Raw genomic sequence first — 15,421 nt, 5'->3', positions numbered from 1 at the left:
GGCGTCTGACTGTGCCTCGCAGGGAGCAAACCAGAGGGCAGACAAAGCATAACTTTCTTCGCTATGCTGGCTGCATTTCAGCGCTCCTTCACACGTCTCGCCGGGACGATGTGACCTTCAGGCCCTGGCCTGAACGGCGAATTACTTGCCGGCACATGATGGCCTATGATGAAAGAAACTCCGCAGTATGACGAAGAGAGAGAGACTCGCTTTCCGCTTGACGACGCCCAGTTCGCCATAGTGGTACTTGCCGTCACCTCTTTTACTCTTATAATCTTTGTCCTGAGTATCACGCTGTTAATGAGTTGATAGTGTAAGAAGGAGAACGGGTAACATGGATGCAAGGGAAGATAAGCTGCTGGCGCTGATTGGGCTGCTTACTGCTGGTCTGATTACCATAGTGGTACTCTTTACCCTTATCTGGTTCTCAGACGTGCGTAGCGATGCTGAAAACCCGGTTGATCCTCAGTCCTGCTTCAGCAAAAAACCTCATGCCACCTGATCGCCTCCTCCTGCATTTCTGATTTTGATCTGATGACTGCGAATAGCCAGTACGTAAGGTTCACAGACCGTCCGGCTGCCGTTGGCATCAGGCAGGCCGAATAACCCGCCAGGCGCGCGCCTGTCATCAGCCCAGGAAGGGTAGTCAACCGCCGGGTAGATCGAAAGCCCTTCGATCTCTACTCCCCGATCCATCGCAAGGTTTACCTGCTCCACAACGCTGTTAAGCCAGGGAGCCCGGGCTTCCCCTTCCGCACCCGTTTCAGCAATCAGGAGGGGGCGCTGATAGCGTTGCCATACCTCTTCCAGCAGGCTGGAAAGGGGGCGATAATCGGGATGATGCGGTAATAGCGTTTCACCATTAGTAAGCCACTGATTATCCGGGTAATAGTTGAGTCCGATAATGTCCAGCAGCGCGGGGTCGCCGCCGAGTTCGGGCTGAAGACGGCCGCTCAGCATATCCCACACCCCGTACTGGGCCTCATGTTGCAGGCGGGCCTCCTCTCTGGCTACAGGGGAGGCATCAGGCGATGCGATATGTACCAGCGGATCGGTCAGAACAAAACGTGCGCCGGGCAACTCTTCGCGGATAGCGCGCATCGCCGCAACCGAAGCCCTGACCAGCTGCTGCTTCAGCTCGCCCCCCCGGCCAGTAACGCCAGGGTTAAACATTGCTACGTCCGCACCAGCCCACGACCAGAAGGAAATCTGGTTCATCGGCGTGAAAAACGGGGCCGTATAGCCTTCATCGCGCATCAGGCAGGCCATCGCGCGGGCAAAAGCGGCAAAGCTGTCAACGAAGCGGGGCTGCCAGATATCCAGATGCGCGGGCCAGCCAAAATGCGACAGCTCCCAGATCATCTCAATTCCCTGATTCTCCGCCGCGTGCAGCATCGGCATAAACGTTGACCAGTCGTATTCGCCGGGCTTCTCTTCGATAAGATACCAGCGTGCGCCGTCACGGGCCGTCAGTAGCCCTTCGGCCGCCAGACGGGCATAATCCTTATCCAGCAGCGTATCGTGCCCGCTGCTGACCGTCAGATCCACACGTTTTCCTTCGCCACGACAGGCGGTGGAGCAGGCAAAGCTGCCCTGAAAAAAACTCTTAAACAGCTGCGGGCTGTGGCGGGCAGAAGAGGTTTCATGCAGTTCAGTCATCATCAGGTATTCCTTATCGCATTGACCTGGGGCAGAGCTATGCGCTAAGTCTAGACCAAATGCCATTATTAAAGGCTATAGTAACGGGCGCGCGGCATAATGTATCCGCCGGGCCGGTAAGTTCCCATCAGGATGCGGTCTGACAGGTAAGCGCTTACTGGAGAAAACAACGCCGCAGGTGCGGTGATAAATGAAGGAGCACGCATGGCCGAAGCTTTTATACCCGATAACGAGGAGAGTCAGAGCGGATGGACGCGGCTCACGCAGGCGATCGCACCTCTGGTTAAGCAGCACCCTGAGCTTAGCGGTATTCATTCGCTGGTGGATGGGCTTGATGCCTTTGCGGCCCGTTATCTGCTGACGTCAATGGCGGAAAAGACCCTGGATATTCAGTACTACATCTGGCAGAACGATATGTCGGGGCGGCTGCTGTTCAGCGCGCTGTTCGACGCGGCCGGGCGCGGCGTCAAGGTGCGTCTGCTACTGGATGACAATAACACTATGGGGCTGGATGAAACGCTGGCCCGGCTAAACAGTCATCCGAATATTGAAGTGCGGCTGTTTAACCCTTTCTCCTTTCGTACTTTGCGGGCGCTGGGCTACCTGAGCGATTTTGCCCGCCTTAACCGACGTATGCACAATAAAAGTTTTACGGTGGATAAGCAGGTCACCATTGTTGGCGGTCGAAACGTGGGTGATGAGTATTTCGGCGCGGGGGAAGAGCCGCTTTTTTCCGATCTGGACGTCCTTGCTATCGGGCCGGTGGTGGAAGAGGTGACGCAAGATTTTGATCGCTACTGGCACAGCCGGGCGGTGAAATCTTTCGGTGCCGTGGTGGAAAAGTCAGAGGAGGCGGACCGAGAAGCCGTAGCGCTTCCCGCAGCCTGGCGCAGCGATCCCCAGGTGAAGCGCTATCTGGCGCGTATTGAGGCGGCTTCCTTTAGCACGCAGCTGGAAAATGGCGATCTTCCGCTTACCTGGGCAAAAACGCGTTTGCTCAGCGACGATCCCCGTAAGGGACTGGGCCGGGCCAAAACAAGCACGCTGCTTCCGCAGCGGATGCTGGAAGTGATCGGCAGGCCAGAAACGCAGTTTGATATCATTTCCGCCTATTTTGTGCCGACCAGGGCTGGCGTGGCGCAGCTGCTGTCGCTGGTCAGAAAAGGGGTGAAGATCGCCATTCTGACCAATTCTCTGGCGGCCAATGATGTCTCGGTGGTGCACGCCGGCTATGCAAAGTGGCGAAAAAAATTGCTGCGGCACGGCATATCACTTTATGAGCTGAAGCCGCATAACGACGCGCGTGAGGCGCCGCACGATCGCGGACTTACCGGCAACTCGGGCTCCAGCCTGCATGCCAAAACCTTCAGCGTGGATAATAAAAAAGTCTTTATCGGCTCATTTAATTTCGATCCCCGTTCCGCGATGCTGAATACGGAAATGGGCTTTGTCATTGAGAGCGAATCGCTGGCCACCACTATCCACCAGCGCTTTGTCGACCGCATGTACGATCACGCCTGGACGCTGCGGCTCGATAAGTGGGGGCGGGTTAACTGGGTGGAATATCCCGGCGAGGGTGAGAAAGAGCGGGTACATAAGCATGAGCCCCGTACCCGGTTTATGCAGCGACTGCTGGTGCGCCTGGTCTGGCGTTTACCTATCGAGTGGCTGCTCTAGTGGCCTGGCAGGTACGCGCTGCGGCTTGCCAGAGAAGAGGAAACGCAGTACCGGAACCCGTAAATGGATCTCATAAAGCGCAAACGCAATGCCGAAGACAAACGCCAGACCGACAAAGAAGCCCAGGGTGTTGCTGCTGATTAGCGGGGCGAAAAAAATGCCGTACAGCAGCGTTAGCGGATGGTGCACCAGGTAAATAAAGAGGGAGGCGTTAACCAGATAAACCACCCGGGGCGAATGCGAATTCAGCATGCGATAGCCGAATGAGAAGACCACATTGACCATCCACAGCCCCATCATCATAGAAGCCACCGCGTCGATCTCATACAGCCAGCCTTCTCCTTTGCTCCAGGCCTGATTGGCAACATAGGCGAGAAAGGCGAGGGCGGCTGCCACGAATACCCCGGGCGAAGGTTTAACGAACAGGGCTTTGATGGCCGGATATTTCCATGACATTGCGCCGAGAATAAAGAACGGCAGGTAGAAGAGCGACTGCATTACCACGAAATTGAACAGGGCAAGGCTCAGAAGGTCAGGCGCAAAAATAAAAATCAGCCGGCGGACGGCGCCCCAGGCCAGGCTGCAAAGCAGAATGGCAAGGCTGAGTTTGCTCCAGTTGAGGCCGGAATAGTCTGCTTTTGCCCGTTTGCTGTCGCGCAGCCACTTAAAGAGTCCCACACCCGCGATGGTCAGTACTACCAGCACCAGTAAAAACCAGAGGTGGGAGATCAAATGCCAGGAAAGAATATTAATTTTTTGCAATAAGTTGTAAGCATTCCAGTCACCTATTTTTGTCGTCCACTCTTTCAGCATAAAAAATTGCGGCAGGGTAAGCAGCGGAACGGCGGCGAGCATCGGGATACCGACACGCTCCAGGCGCAGCTTAAGCCACTGCTGGGGGCGGTAACGTAAATAAAGCATATAGGAGAAATAACCGGAAATGACGAAGAAGACCTGCATACGGAAAGCATGGATAAATTCATTAAACAGGGTCAGCCATTCAGACGAAACCAGACTATTCACCGACCAGCTCTGTGCAGAATAAATGAGAGAGACGTGAAATGGCACGCCTAACAGCATCAGCCAGGCTCTGATGGAGTCCAGGAAATATTCTCTTTGCGGTGTGCTTTTACTCATAATACCCTATTAATCAAATACTTAATTCGATGGCTCACCCTGAGCCATGCTCATGCCCGGCGCTTACTTTAATGGATAATGGACGCAACGCCAATCGGGCGAATCTGCATTGATTAATCGTGGTAGAACAGGAAGGTAATGCCTTCTGAAAAGCGGAACTAAATTGCGGCACAAGCTGTCAGAAAGCGAAATAATCCATTAAGATAGACCGGATTGATGTAAGCGCACGAAAGGGGGGGATGTGCTGATTAAAATGAACAATAAGCCAAAACTGATGAAATTGCATTTATTAGGTGCAACAGTTTTGCTGTCAATGTATGCCAGCTCGAGCTGGGCTTTCACCATTGACGATGTGGCAAAACAGGCGAAAGATTTGGCCAGTAAAGGCTTTGAAGCACCAAAAAGCAATTTACCGTCCCAGCTGCGCGAAATGAAATATGCAGATTATCAACAGATTCAGTTCAATAGTGATAAAGCCTACTGGAGTAAGCTGAAGACCCCATTCAAGCTTGAGTTTTATCATCAGGGCATGTACTTCGACACGCCGGTGCAGATTAATGAAGTCACCGCGACAACGGTCCGGCAGATTAAATATTCGCCGGACTATTTTAATTTCGGCAACGTAAAGCACGATCCGGAAACGGTTAAAAACCTCGGTTTTGCCGGGTTTAAAGTGCTTTATCCGCTGAACAGCAAGCATAAAAAAGATGATGAAATCGCCAGCTTCCTCGGCGCCAGCTACTTTCGGGTGATTGGCGCAGGACAGGTCTATGGTCTTTCAGCACGCGGGCTGGCTATTGATACGGCTCTGCCTTCGGGAGAAGAGTTCCCGCGCTTCAAAGCGTTCTGGATTGAACGCCCGAAACCGGCGGACAAACATCTGGTGATCTATGCGCTCCTCGACTCTCCACGGGCGACCGGCGCCTATCGTTTTGTGATCGCACCAGGCAAAGAGACTACGGTTGACGTGCAGTCAAAGGTTTATCTGCGTGATAGCGTGGGCAAGCTGGGCGTGGCGCCGCTGACCAGCATGTTCCTGTTTGGGCAGAATCAGCCTTCCTCGCAGGTTAACTTCCGGCCGGAGCTGCACGACTCTAACGGGCTGTCGATCCATGCCGGTAACGGCGAATGGATCTGGCGTCCGCTGAACAATCCGAAGCATCTGGCGGTCAGTACCTTTACCGTTGAAAATCCACGCGGCTTTGGTCTGCTGCAGCGCGGTCGTGATTTCAGCCAGTATCAGGATCTGGACGATCGTTACGATCTGCGCCCAAGCGGATGGGTTGAACCGCAGGGTGACTGGGGCAAAGGACGCGTCGAGCTGGTTGAAATTCCTACGGCGGATGAAACCAACGATAATATCGTCGCTTTCTGGACGCCGGAACATCTGCCTGAGCCAGGCAAAGAGATGAACTTCAAATACCGTCTGCATTTTACCCGCGATGAGAACCAGCTTCACTCTCCGGATGTGGCCTACGTGAAGGATACGCTGCGCTCCGCCGGCGATGTGAAGCAGTCTAACCTGGTGCGCCAGCCGGACGGCACCGTCGCCTTTACCGTCGATTTTACCGGAAAGGAAATGGGCAAGCTGCCTCAGGATACGCCGGTAACGTCACAGGTGAGCATTGGCAAGAATGGCGAGCTGGTGGAAAACAGCGTGCGTTATAATCCGGTCACTCAGGGCTGGCGTCTGGTGATGCGTCTGCGCGTCAAGGACAACAAACAGCCGACAGAAATGCGTGCGGCACTGGTTAACGGTGACAAAACGCTGACGGAAACCTGGAGCTATCAGTTGCCTGCCAATGAATAAGTCTACTGCGATAACGACAGAATACCTTGAAGCACTCCCCCTTCCGCCTGAGCGAAAGGAGGCGCTGCGCGCGGCGTTGCCTGCTGAAGCGGATGACGCTTTCAGCCAGCTGCACCATACGCTGGCCGACGGTGGTCCGGTGGAGAGCCGCCCCGATGATGCACCGCTGGAGTCGGTCAAAGCCCGCCTTGAAATGAGCTGGCCCGATTCGCTGGGCGGGGAGGGAGAGCAGCTCGACAAAGATGCGCTGGACCGTACCACGCTCAAAGCGATGCCGCCGCACACGCGCTCATCAATGTACCCTGAAGCCTGGCGGACTAACCCGGTTGCGCGCGCATGGGACTCCCTGCGCGGTCGCAAATCGACACACCGTTATGCCACGGCGGAAGAGCAAAAGGCAGAGGATAAATGGCGCCATGTCGGCTCCATTCGCCGCTATATTTTGCTTATTCTGACCATTGCACAGACGGTGATCGCCACCTGGTACATGAAAACGATCCTGCCTTATCAGGGCTGGGCGCTGATCGATCCTATGGATATGATCAACCAGAACTGGCAGCAGTCCCTGCTGCAGATCCTGCCTTACATACTGCAAACAGGCATCCTGTTCCTGTTCGCCGTGCTGTTCTGCTGGGTTTCGGCGGGCTTCTGGACGGCGCTGATGGGCTTTTTGCAGCTGCTGATGGGCAAAGATAAGTACAGTATCTCTTATAACAGCAACGACCAGGACCCGATCAATCCGGCGCACCGGACCGCGCTGATTATGCCGATCTGTAATGAAGATGTGGAACGCGTTTTTGCTGGCCTGCGGGCAACCTGGGAGTCCGTGGTCAGAACGGGTGAACAGCAACACTTTGACGTCTATATCCTCAGCGACAGCTATAACCCGGACATTGCGATGGCCGAGCAGAAAGCGTGGATGGAGCTGGTTCGCGACGTCGGCGGAGAAGGGCGCATTTTCTATCGCCGCCGCCGCCGCCGCGTGAAGCGTAAAAGCGGCAACATTGATGACTTCTGCCGCCGCTGGGGCAGCCAGTACAGCTACATGGTCGTACTGGATGCGGACAGCGTGATGAGCGGCGAATGCCTGACTGGCCTGGTGCGCATGATGGAAGCTAACCCGAACGCCGGTATCATTCAGTCTTCGCCAAAAGCCTCCGGCATGGACACGCTTTATGCGCGCTGTCAGCAGTTTGCGACCCGCGTTTACGGCCCGCTGTTTACGGCAGGTCTGCACTTCTGGCAGTTGGGTGAATCCCACTACTGGGGGCATAACGCCATTATCCGCGTGAAGCCGTTTATTGAGCACTGCGCGCTGGCGCCGCTGCCGGGTGAAGGCTCATTCGCGGGTTCCATACTGTCTCATGACTTTGTGGAAGCAGCGCTGATGCGTCGTGCAGGCTGGGGCGTCTGGATCGCTTACGATCTGCCGGGCTCCTATGAGGAGCTGCCGCCAAACCTGCTGGACGAGCTGAAGCGAGACCGCCGCTGGTGTCACGGTAACCTGATGAACTTCCGTCTGTTCCTGGTGAAGGGGATGCATCCTGTTCACCGTGCGGTGTTCCTGACCGGGGTGATGTCCTACCTGTCTGCGCCGCTGTGGTTTATGTTCCTGGCCCTCTCAACGGCGCTTCAGGTGGTGCATACGCTGATGGAGCCGCAGTACTTTCTGCAGCCGAGGCAGCTCTTCCCGGTCTGGCCGCAGTGGCGTCCTGAGCTGGCGATAGCGCTGTTTTCCACCACGATGGTCCTGCTGTTCCTGCCAAAGCTGCTCAGTATCATTCTGATCTGGTTCAAGGGAGCGAAGCCTTATGGCGGCGTATTGCGCGTAACCGTTTCTCTGTTTCTGGAAGTGCTGTTTTCAGTCCTGCTGGCGCCGGTGCGCATGCTGTTTCACACCGTATTTGTGGTCAGCGCCTTCCTGGGGTGGGAAGTGGTCTGGAACTCGCCGCAGCGTGATGATGACGCCACGCCCTGGAGCGAAGCGTTTAAACGTCACGGTTCCCAGATGGCGCTCGGCATCGTCTGGGCGGCGGGCATGGGCTGGCTGGATCTGAACTTTCTGTGGTGGCTGGCGCCGATCGTCTTCTCGCTGATCCTGTCGCCGTTTGTCTCGGTGTACTCCAGCCGTTCAACGATGGGCACAGCATCGAAGCGCGCCAGACTGTTCCTGATCCCGGAAGAGACTGACCCGCCGCAGGAGCTGCTCGATACCGATCGCTACGTGGTACTTAACCGCGGGCGTGCGCTGGAAGATGGCTTTATGCATGCGATGTTCCATCCGTCGTTCAATGCCCTTGCCAGCGCGATGGCCACCTCCCGTCACCTGAAAAGTGACATTCTGGAGTTTGCCCGCGATCGCCGCGTTGAGCAGGCGCTGAGCGAATCTCCGGCCAGCCTGGACCGCGATCGGCGCCTGACGTTGCTCAGCGATCCTGTGACCTTGTCGAGGATGCATTATCGCCTCTGGCAGCATGCGGACAAGTATCACGACTGGTTCGAGCACTACAAGTCGCTGAAGCTGAATCCGGACGCAATGAAGTCTGAGATGCGCTAAAACAGAGGCCGGGCATGTTCCCGGCCTTTTTTATGCCTTGCGCCGCTTAGCGCCGGCTTTACTGACATGCAGTGCAAGCAGACGGACTCAAAGTGGTTAGGCTACAATTGGACAAAGATAACCGGTAAAGGTACTGGAAATGAAAAAGGCCAGGCGAGTGCTGCTAGCGGGTGCCTGCATGCTGATGCTGAGCGGCTGTGGCAGCATCATCAGCCGGACAATGCCCGGACAGGGGCACGGCAATCAGTTTTATCCGGGCGTACAGTGGGATGTGCGGGATACGCCATGGCGTATTGTGACAATTATCGACCTGCCGCTCTCGCTGGTCGTGGATACGCTGCTGCTTCCCATTGATGCCCATCACGGTCCCTATGAGTAGTGCCTCCTGAAGGAGGCACCGGACAGGCGGGATCAGCTCCAGCGGTCAGCGCGGTCCGATTCCGGGTTATCGTCTTCCCACTCTTCAGCCGCTGCCGCACCTTCTTCCGTGTCGGCCGGCGGCTCAAGCTGAAATTCACCTTCATCCCACTCATGCAGCGTATTCTCCGGCAGCCATTCCTGGCGCAGTTCGACCTCATCGAAATCGCCGTCAAAGATGGCCTGAGCGGCCTCGCCACTGCGTAATGACAGGCATTCGCCCTCATCCCCTTCGTTCACAAAGAATTCCGCCTGCCACATAATGTCGCCATCCTGCATCACGTACTTTTGCAGATTGAACTGGCTGACCGAAGCTTCATCCTGTTCCATCTCCGGGTTGGCTGCCAGAAACTCTTCACGCGCGGCCTCGATAGCCTCTTCCAGCGTTGCATACATGCTCATGGGATTTCTCCATAACGTCATTTCAGTTTTAGAAAGAATAGTCGAAGAATCGCCGGGCAAAAGCGCCGGGGTGAAAAAAAAACTGATGAGAATTTTATAAGAGGATCAGGCTATTAGGCTATTTACCCTGTTGGAAGAGAACCACCGGCGATAAAAAAAACAGGCTGCCTGATTTTTATACGGTTCAACCCTGGATGGAAAGGCGTACGGAAAGAGGCAAAAAAGCAGCAAGAGATTTGCTGACAGAGAGGCAGGCTGACCAGGGTGGTCAGCCATCAGCATCATTTTTAATAGAGCGGGGGATCGCCCGCAGGGCGGGTTTTGAAGCGGCGGTGCAGCCACATATACTGTTCGGGCGCCATCAGCACGCCATGCTCCACGACTTTATTCATTCGCGCTGCCGTAGCGGCCTCATCGTCCAGCGGCACGGCTGCCTCCTCCGGCAGGATCACCATCTCATAGCCTTTTCCATGCGGCAGGCGGCGTGGGACAAAAGGGATGACGGCAGGCTGACCGCTGCGAATCAGCAGGTAGCTGCCTTTGGTGGTGGCAGCCTTCTCCACGCCGAAAAAGGGCACAAATACGCTGCTTCGTGGACCGTAGTCGTGATCGGGGGCATACCAGATGATATCGCCGTTTTTCAGGGCGCGGATCATGCCCTTGAGATCCTTACGATCGAGCATGCTTTTATTGGAGCGCATGCGGCCCCAGGTTTGCAGCCAGTCAAGCAGCGCATTGTCATTCGGACGATAAACGCCAATTCCGGGATTATGAATACCGAAGATGCGCGCCCCCAGCTCCAGAGTGAGGAAGTGCATGCCGATCAGCAACACACCTTTACCCTCCTGATGCGCCTTCTCGATGTTTTCCAGGCCGCTGACGTGAAACCATTTAATAATGCGCCAGTCGGGCCAGAACCAGGCCATGCCGGTTTCAATCAACCCCATACCGACGGACTCAAAGTTACGCACCACCATCGCCTCACGTTCAGCGGTCGGCATATCAGGAAAGCAGAGTTCAAGATTACGACGCGCCACTTTTACCCGACGGGGAATGATGCGCATTGAAAGACGACCCAGGCCGCAGCCAAGGCGATAGAGAACAGGGTACGGCAACAGCACCAGCAGATACAGCAAGCCTATACCTAACCAGGTAAACCAATAACGGGGATGCAGCAACGCACGGGAAAATTGAGGCAGCTGAGTCATGACTTTCCAGATCGAAAAAAAGGGGCACCATTATGCTGCCCGTTAAGAAATAGTTATGGCCTATTGTGCCATTTTATGACGCCGGAAAGAAATTTCCTGATCCTCCGGCCAGCGTCAACCGCCTTCAGGCAGGGAAATACCTGAAGGCGTCAGTATACTCACTCTTTTTCAAACAAACCTTTAACTTCATGGGGTTCACAACGCAGGTACTGATCCGGCGCATGCACTTTTGCGCCCAGCTCAGCGGCCGCATGCCACGGCCAGCGGGGATCGTAGAGCATGCCTCTGGCCATGGCGATCATATCTGCCTGTTGCCCGACCAGGATAGCCTCAGCCTGTTTGGGTTCGGTGATCAATCCTACGGCAATGACCGGGATCTCAACGGCTTTTTTGATCTCCGCCGCGAACGCGACCTGATAATTTGGTCCGACGTCAATTTTCTGCGCCGGTGAGAGGCCGCCGCTTGAGACGTGAATGTAGGCGCAGCCCTCTGCGGCCAGCGCTTTGCTGAGCGCGACGGATTGCTCGTTGTCCCAGCCGCCCTCAACCCAGTCCGTTGCAGAGATACGCACGCCAACCGGCTTATCCGCAGGGAAGACCCTGCGCACCTCGCGAAATATCTCAAGGGTAAGCCTCATGCGGTTCTCCAGAGATCCGCCGTACTCATCTTCACGCTCATTGGAAAGCGGGGAGAGGAATTCATGCAGCAGGTAACCATGCGCGGCATGCACTTCCACCAGATCCAGTCCCAGGCGGTCCGCCCGGATCGCGCTGTCAACAAAGGCCTGTTTGATCTCTTCAATACGGGCTTTGGTCAGCGCCGCCGGCGTGCCGTCGCTCTCATTATAGGGCAGGGCTGAAGGTGCCGAAGTCTGCCATCCTCCCTGTTCAGGCTGAAGGAAGCTACCGCCGCGCCATGGTACATCGGTGGACGCTTTACGGCCCGCATGGGCAAGCTGGATCCCCACCGGGATAGGCGAATAGTGGCGAACGTCCTTCAGCACATCGCCCAGCGCCTGTTCGGTTTCATCATCCCACAGGCCCAGATCCTGCGGCGTAATACGACCTTCCGGCTCTACGGCCGCGGCTTCCACAATCATCAGACCTGCGCCGGAAAGGGCCAGGTGCCCAAGATGAATACGATGCCAGGCGGTTGCCTTGCCGCCATCTGCCGAATACTGACACATAGGCGCAATGGTGATGCGATTACTGAGCGTTAGTTTTTCTAAGGTTATTGGGGTAAACAGCTGACTCATTATGTTTCTCCGGTGTTGATCACATTTCCTCTGTCAATTTCTAACTATAGGCAAATTTGTTCGTGGCGTTGAACAGGGTATGCTTTTCCGGAGCAGCGCAGCGCGTTTGGTGACCTTATCGCCTGTTGGGGCGAAATGGCCCGGTTTACGGTTTGATTCTCTGCCAATTGAGGTATGATAGCGCCCGCAAAATTTCTCTCTTGAACCCAGGAACGTACACCATGCCAGTGTTACATAACCTTGTTTCCAATGAAGAGCTGAAGGCGCGCATGCTGGCTGAAACCGAGCCGCGTACCACAGTCTCTTTCTATAAATATTTCACGCTTGAAGACCCGAAAGCGTTTCGCGACGCGCTCTATGTAGCGATGACGAAACTGAAGGTTTTTGGCCGCGTCTATGTCGCACCCGAAGGGATCAACGCCCAGGTCAGCGTACCGGCCAGCCAGTATGAAACGATGAAAAACATGCTTTATGCTTTCCATCCGGCGCTGGATAACCTGCGCATGAATATTGCGCTTGATGACGACGGTAAATCGTTCTGGGTGCTGCGCCTGAAGGTGCGTGAACGCATCGTGGCCGACGGCATCACCGATGAAAACTTTGATGCCAGTGACGTCGGCGGCTATCTGAAAGCGGACGAAGTGAATGCGATGCTGGACGATCCTGACGCCGTGTTCGTGGATATGCGTAACCACTATGAATATGAAGTGGGCCATTTCGACAACGCGCTGGAGATCCCGGCCGATACCTTCCGCGACCAGCTGCCGATGGCGGTTGATATGCTGAAGGAGAATAAAGATAAAAAAATTGTGATGTACTGCACCGGCGGCATCCGCTGTGAAAAAGCCAGTGCCTGGATGCGTCACAACGGTTTTGAGCAGGTTTATCATATTGAAGGCGGCATCATTGAATATGCCCGCCGTGCGCGGGAACAGGGGCTACCGGTACGCTTCCGCGGTAAAAACTTTGTTTTTGATGAGCGGATGGGCGAACGGATCTCTGATGATGTTATCGCGCACTGTCACCAGTGTGGCGTAGCTTGCGATACGCACGTTAACTGCAAAAACGATGGCTGCCACCTGCTGTTTATCCAGTGTGCTGCCTGCGCTGAGAAATATCACGATTGCTGTAGCCCGATCTGTATGGAAGAGCTGGCGCTTACGCCGGAAGAGCAGCGCGCCCGTCGCGCCGGGCGTGAGAACGGCAACAAGATATTTAATAAGTCGCGCGGCTTGTTGAATATGACGTTAAAGATCCCGAAGCCAGAGCAGTAATAAAAAAGGCCGATCTTGCGACCGGCCTGACTCTTCAAGCTTTTTACGACGCCAGTGTTGAAGCGAAGGATTATCGATCGGGCGTAAAGTCTCCCGCGCCCTGGACTACTCGGGCCGGGCTGTCAGGGGCAGTGCTTTTCGCGTCTTTACTATCGACCGGCATTTCCGGCGCAACTTACAGAAAAGCCGGTCATATCACCGGCTTTTTAACGGCTGCCGGATAACTACTGGCGAACACCTTCCAGCGAAATCATCAGCTGTACCTGCTGAGAAGCCGGACCCAGGTCAGATTTGATATTAAAATCTTTCAGCGTAAGCGTGGTTTCAGCCTCAAACCCTGCACGGTAACCGCCCCATGGATCTTTCCCTTCGCCCAGCTTTTTCGCTTCCAGCGTGACAGGTTTAGTCACGCCGTTCAGCGTCAGGTTGCCGGTAATATCCAGCTCTTCACCATCCTTCTTCACGCCGGTCGACACGAAGGTCGCCTGCGGGAATTTAGCGGCATTCAGGAAATCGGCGCTGCGCAGATGCTTGTCACGCTCGGCATGGTTAGTGTCGACGCTGCTGGTATCAATAGTCACGTTGACCTTATCTTTAGAGGGATCGGCCTCGTCCAGGCTGAAAGTCCCCTCAAAATCTTTAAACGAACCGTAAATCCAGCTGTAGCCCAGATGCTGAATACGGAACTGCACAAAGGCGTGCTGACCGTCGGTATCAATTTTATAGTCAGCGGCCACGGCGCTACCGGCACTCAGCAGCATGGCTGCGGTGGATAAACCTAACAAGCTTTTCTTCAACATGGTGTTTCTCCCTTCCAGAGGTTAGTCGATGCGACGGCCCAGCATGCGTTTTAACGTCACATCACGATCGATAAAGTGGTGTTTCAGGGCGGCAAGGCCGTGCAGCACGGAAAGTATCACTACGCTCCAGGCCAGCCAGAGATGCACATTGCCCGCCAGGTCAGCCTGTTCAGCAAAGCCCTCAATCGTTGCAGGTACTGAAAACAGGCTGAAAACGGTAATGGGTTTGCCGTCGGCGGTTGAGATAAGATAGCCGCTGATAAACAGGGCGAAAAGAATGCCATATAAAAGCAGATGCACAGCCACGGCGCCGAGGCGCGTCAGCGGCGAATAGCTGCTGAGCGGGCGGGGTGGGGGGGAGATAAAGCGCCAGATTGTTCTGAAGATCATCAGGGCAAACAGCAGAATGCCGATGCTTTTATGCAGTTCAGGCGCCGGATGATACCAGCTGTCATAATAGCCCAGGGTGACCATCCACAGGCCGAGCGCAAACATGCCGTAAACGGCTAACGCGATGAGCCAGTGCAGAAGCAGGCTGACATGACCAAAGCGGGAGGAACTGTTCTTCAGCGGCATAACGCTATCCGTCGGTGTTTTTTGCCAAGCATGGACAAGCTGAAATATAAAATCAACAACTAACTTACCTCAGGAAATAAATAACAATGTTCGTTCAATATTATTGAATATAAATGGCATTTTTAAACGGTTTATTCGTCTTATTTATTTTCCTAAACCTGTAGATGACAGATTTTCTATGTTTTACAGGGTGAGAGAGGGCGGTTGTGAGCACCTGATAATTTGATGCTATAGGGCAGGAATGTCAGTAAGATGTCAGTTTTTGTCAGCAAACTCAACTCGAAGATATAAATATAGCTTAACTATGTTGATGCGGCACAGGTAAAGCAGAGATAGCTTATCCGGTGGGGTTTTTTAAATCGCAAATGGCGAAAAATGTAGATAATCCTGCCGGAACTGCCGGAACTGCCGGAACTGCCGGAACTGCCGGAACTGCCGGAACTGCCGGAACTGCCGGAACTGCCGGAACTGCCCCATAGCAGAGAAGCCAGACAGACCTGAAAGCAAACATATTCTGATAACAAGCGGCGCGGCTGCTAATAAATTTAACGCGCCATAAGCGGTTTTTTATATAGCTTAGAAAGGAATAAACGGTTTACTGAGTGCAATAAATATAATTGCAATTTAGGCGGTTTTTCCGGGAACGAT

Annotated in this window: 15 protein-coding genes; 8 read left to right on the top strand and 7 right to left on the bottom strand. The window is 54.6% G+C overall.

What is annotated here, in order from left to right:
* The first annotated feature begins 165 nt into the window (after positions 1-165).
* Positions 166-309: a hypothetical protein gene (locus tag AAH446_RS04110; protein ID WP_342905834.1), complete on the top strand. Its 144-nt coding sequence runs from the start codon at positions 166-168 to the stop codon at positions 307-309.
* Between the two features lie 25 nt (positions 310-334).
* Entirely contained in the window at positions 335-502 is a 168-nt protein-coding gene (locus tag AAH446_RS04105; RefSeq protein ID WP_342905434.1) for a hypothetical protein, read from the top strand.
* Here AAH446_RS04105 and AAH446_RS04100 read toward each other — a convergent pair.
* Positions 490-1,662, bottom strand: a complete 1,173-nt coding sequence (locus AAH446_RS04100) for a glycoside hydrolase family 1 protein (protein WP_463322766.1) — start codon at positions 1,660-1,662, stop codon at positions 490-492. The two genes, AAH446_RS04105 and AAH446_RS04100, sit on opposite strands and share 13 nt — an antisense overlap.
* A gap of 201 nt (positions 1,663-1,863) precedes the next feature.
* On the opposite strand from AAH446_RS04100, the gene AAH446_RS04095 reads away from it, so the two are divergent.
* Positions 1,864-3,336, top strand: a complete 1,473-nt coding sequence (locus AAH446_RS04095) for a phospholipase D family protein (protein WP_342905433.1) — start codon at positions 1,864-1,866, stop codon at positions 3,334-3,336.
* On the opposite strand, the gene mdoC is transcribed toward AAH446_RS04095, so the two are convergent.
* Positions 3,313-4,473 (bottom strand): glucans biosynthesis protein MdoC, encoded by a 1,161-nt coding sequence (gene mdoC / locus AAH446_RS04090; protein ID WP_342905432.1) that lies wholly within the window; start codon positions 4,471-4,473, stop codon positions 3,313-3,315. The genes AAH446_RS04095 and mdoC overlap by 24 nt on opposite strands.
* Before the next feature lie 271 nt (positions 4,474-4,744).
* Between mdoC and AAH446_RS04085 the strand changes: the two genes are divergently transcribed.
* The 3 genes from AAH446_RS04085 to AAH446_RS04075 all read left to right on the top strand — a co-directional run bounded on the left by AAH446_RS04085 (position 4,745) and on the right by AAH446_RS04075 (position 9,219).
* Positions 4,745-6,283, top strand: coding sequence for a glucan biosynthesis protein G (locus AAH446_RS04085; protein WP_342905809.1), 1,539 nt, complete (start codon positions 4,745-4,747; stop codon positions 6,281-6,283).
* Entirely contained in the window at positions 6,276-8,840 is a 2,565-nt protein-coding gene (gene mdoH, locus AAH446_RS04080; protein ID WP_342905431.1) for a glucans biosynthesis glucosyltransferase MdoH, read from the top strand. Before AAH446_RS04085 ends, mdoH begins: the two co-directional genes overlap by 8 nt.
* Positions 8,841-8,979: 139 nt before the next feature.
* Positions 8,980-9,219, top strand: a complete 240-nt coding sequence (locus AAH446_RS04075; protein ID WP_342905430.1) for a YceK/YidQ family lipoprotein — start codon at positions 8,980-8,982, stop codon at positions 9,217-9,219.
* A gap of 32 nt (positions 9,220-9,251) precedes the next feature.
* Here the strand turns inward: AAH446_RS04075 and AAH446_RS04070 are convergent, their stop codons facing one another.
* The 3 genes from AAH446_RS04070 to AAH446_RS04060 all read right to left on the bottom strand — a co-directional run bounded on the left by AAH446_RS04070 (position 9,252) and on the right by AAH446_RS04060 (position 12,123).
* Positions 9,252-9,659, bottom strand: coding sequence for a MysB family protein (locus tag AAH446_RS04070; RefSeq protein ID WP_342905429.1), 408 nt, complete (start codon positions 9,657-9,659; stop codon positions 9,252-9,254).
* Positions 9,660-9,946: 287 nt separating this feature from the next.
* Complete coding sequence (locus tag AAH446_RS04065; RefSeq protein WP_342905428.1) at positions 9,947-10,867, bottom strand: Kdo(2)-lipid IV(A) acyltransferase; 921 nt, start codon at positions 10,865-10,867, stop codon at positions 9,947-9,949.
* A 158-nt stretch (positions 10,868-11,025) separates the two neighbouring features.
* On the bottom strand, positions 11,026-12,123 hold the full coding sequence (locus tag AAH446_RS04060) for an NADH:flavin oxidoreductase/NADH oxidase (RefSeq protein WP_342905427.1): 1,098 nt from the start codon (positions 12,121-12,123) through the stop codon (positions 11,026-11,028).
* 221 nt (positions 12,124-12,344) lie between these two features.
* Between AAH446_RS04060 and trhO the strand changes: the two genes are divergently transcribed.
* Complete coding sequence (gene trhO, locus AAH446_RS04055) at positions 12,345-13,397, top strand: oxygen-dependent tRNA uridine(34) hydroxylase TrhO (protein ID WP_342905426.1); 1,053 nt, start codon at positions 12,345-12,347, stop codon at positions 13,395-13,397.
* Between the two features lie 224 nt (positions 13,398-13,621).
* Here the strand turns inward: trhO and AAH446_RS04050 are convergent, their stop codons facing one another.
* Positions 13,622-14,194, bottom strand: a complete 573-nt coding sequence (locus AAH446_RS04050) for a YceI family protein (protein ID WP_342905808.1) — start codon at positions 14,192-14,194, stop codon at positions 13,622-13,624.
* A 24-nt stretch (positions 14,195-14,218) separates the two neighbouring features.
* On the bottom strand, positions 14,219-14,773 hold the full coding sequence (locus AAH446_RS04045) for a cytochrome b (protein ID WP_342905425.1): 555 nt from the start codon (positions 14,771-14,773) through the stop codon (positions 14,219-14,221).
* A gap of 365 nt (positions 14,774-15,138) precedes the next feature.
* Here AAH446_RS04045 and AAH446_RS19725 point away from each other — a divergent pair, with 365 nt between their 5' ends.
* Entirely contained in the window at positions 15,139-15,252 is a 114-nt protein-coding gene (locus tag AAH446_RS19725; protein ID WP_463322765.1) for a thiocillin family RiPP, read from the top strand.
* Positions 15,253-15,421 lie beyond the last annotated feature (169 nt).

Origin of the sequence: Erwinia psychrophila, assembly GCF_039023475.1 — a bacterium.
Lineage (GTDB): Bacteria > Pseudomonadota > Gammaproteobacteria > Enterobacterales > Enterobacteriaceae > Erwinia.
The sequence above is the reverse complement of the archived record's forward strand: the minus strand, read 5'-3'. Positions and strand labels throughout refer to the sequence as shown.

Bases quoted from the DNA above. Each gene is read 5' to 3' on its own strand.
- AAH446_RS04100 (WP_463322766.1), bottom strand. From the start codon at position 1,662: ATGATGACTGAACTGCATGAAACCTCTTCTGCCCGCCACAGCCCGCAG.
- AAH446_RS04065 (WP_342905428.1), bottom strand. From the start codon at position 10,867: ATGACTCAGCTGCCTCAATTTTCCCGTGCGTTGCTGCATCCCCGTTAT.
- AAH446_RS19725 (WP_463322765.1), top strand. From the start codon at position 15,139: ATGGCGAAAAATGTAGATAATCCTGCCGGAACTGCCGGAACTGCCGGA.
- trhO (WP_342905426.1), top strand. From the start codon at position 12,345: ATGCCAGTGTTACATAACCTTGTTTCCAATGAAGAGCTGAAGGCGCGC.
- AAH446_RS04070 (WP_342905429.1), bottom strand. From the start codon at position 9,659: ATGAGCATGTATGCAACGCTGGAAGAGGCTATCGAGGCCGCGCGTGAA.
- AAH446_RS04110 (WP_342905834.1), top strand. From the start codon at position 166: ATGATGAAAGAAACTCCGCAGTATGACGAAGAGAGAGAGACTCGCTTT.
- AAH446_RS04075 (WP_342905430.1), top strand. From the start codon at position 8,980: ATGAAAAAGGCCAGGCGAGTGCTGCTAGCGGGTGCCTGCATGCTGATG.
- mdoH (WP_342905431.1), top strand. From the start codon at position 6,276: ATGAATAAGTCTACTGCGATAACGACAGAATACCTTGAAGCACTCCCC.
- AAH446_RS04095 (WP_342905433.1), top strand. From the start codon at position 1,864: ATGGCCGAAGCTTTTATACCCGATAACGAGGAGAGTCAGAGCGGATGG.
- AAH446_RS04105 (WP_342905434.1), top strand. From the start codon at position 335: ATGGATGCAAGGGAAGATAAGCTGCTGGCGCTGATTGGGCTGCTTACT.
- mdoC (WP_342905432.1), bottom strand. From the start codon at position 4,473: ATGAGTAAAAGCACACCGCAAAGAGAATATTTCCTGGACTCCATCAGA.
- AAH446_RS04060 (WP_342905427.1), bottom strand. From the start codon at position 12,123: ATGAGTCAGCTGTTTACCCCAATAACCTTAGAAAAACTAACGCTCAGT.
- AAH446_RS04045 (WP_342905425.1), bottom strand. From the start codon at position 14,773: ATGCCGCTGAAGAACAGTTCCTCCCGCTTTGGTCATGTCAGCCTGCTT.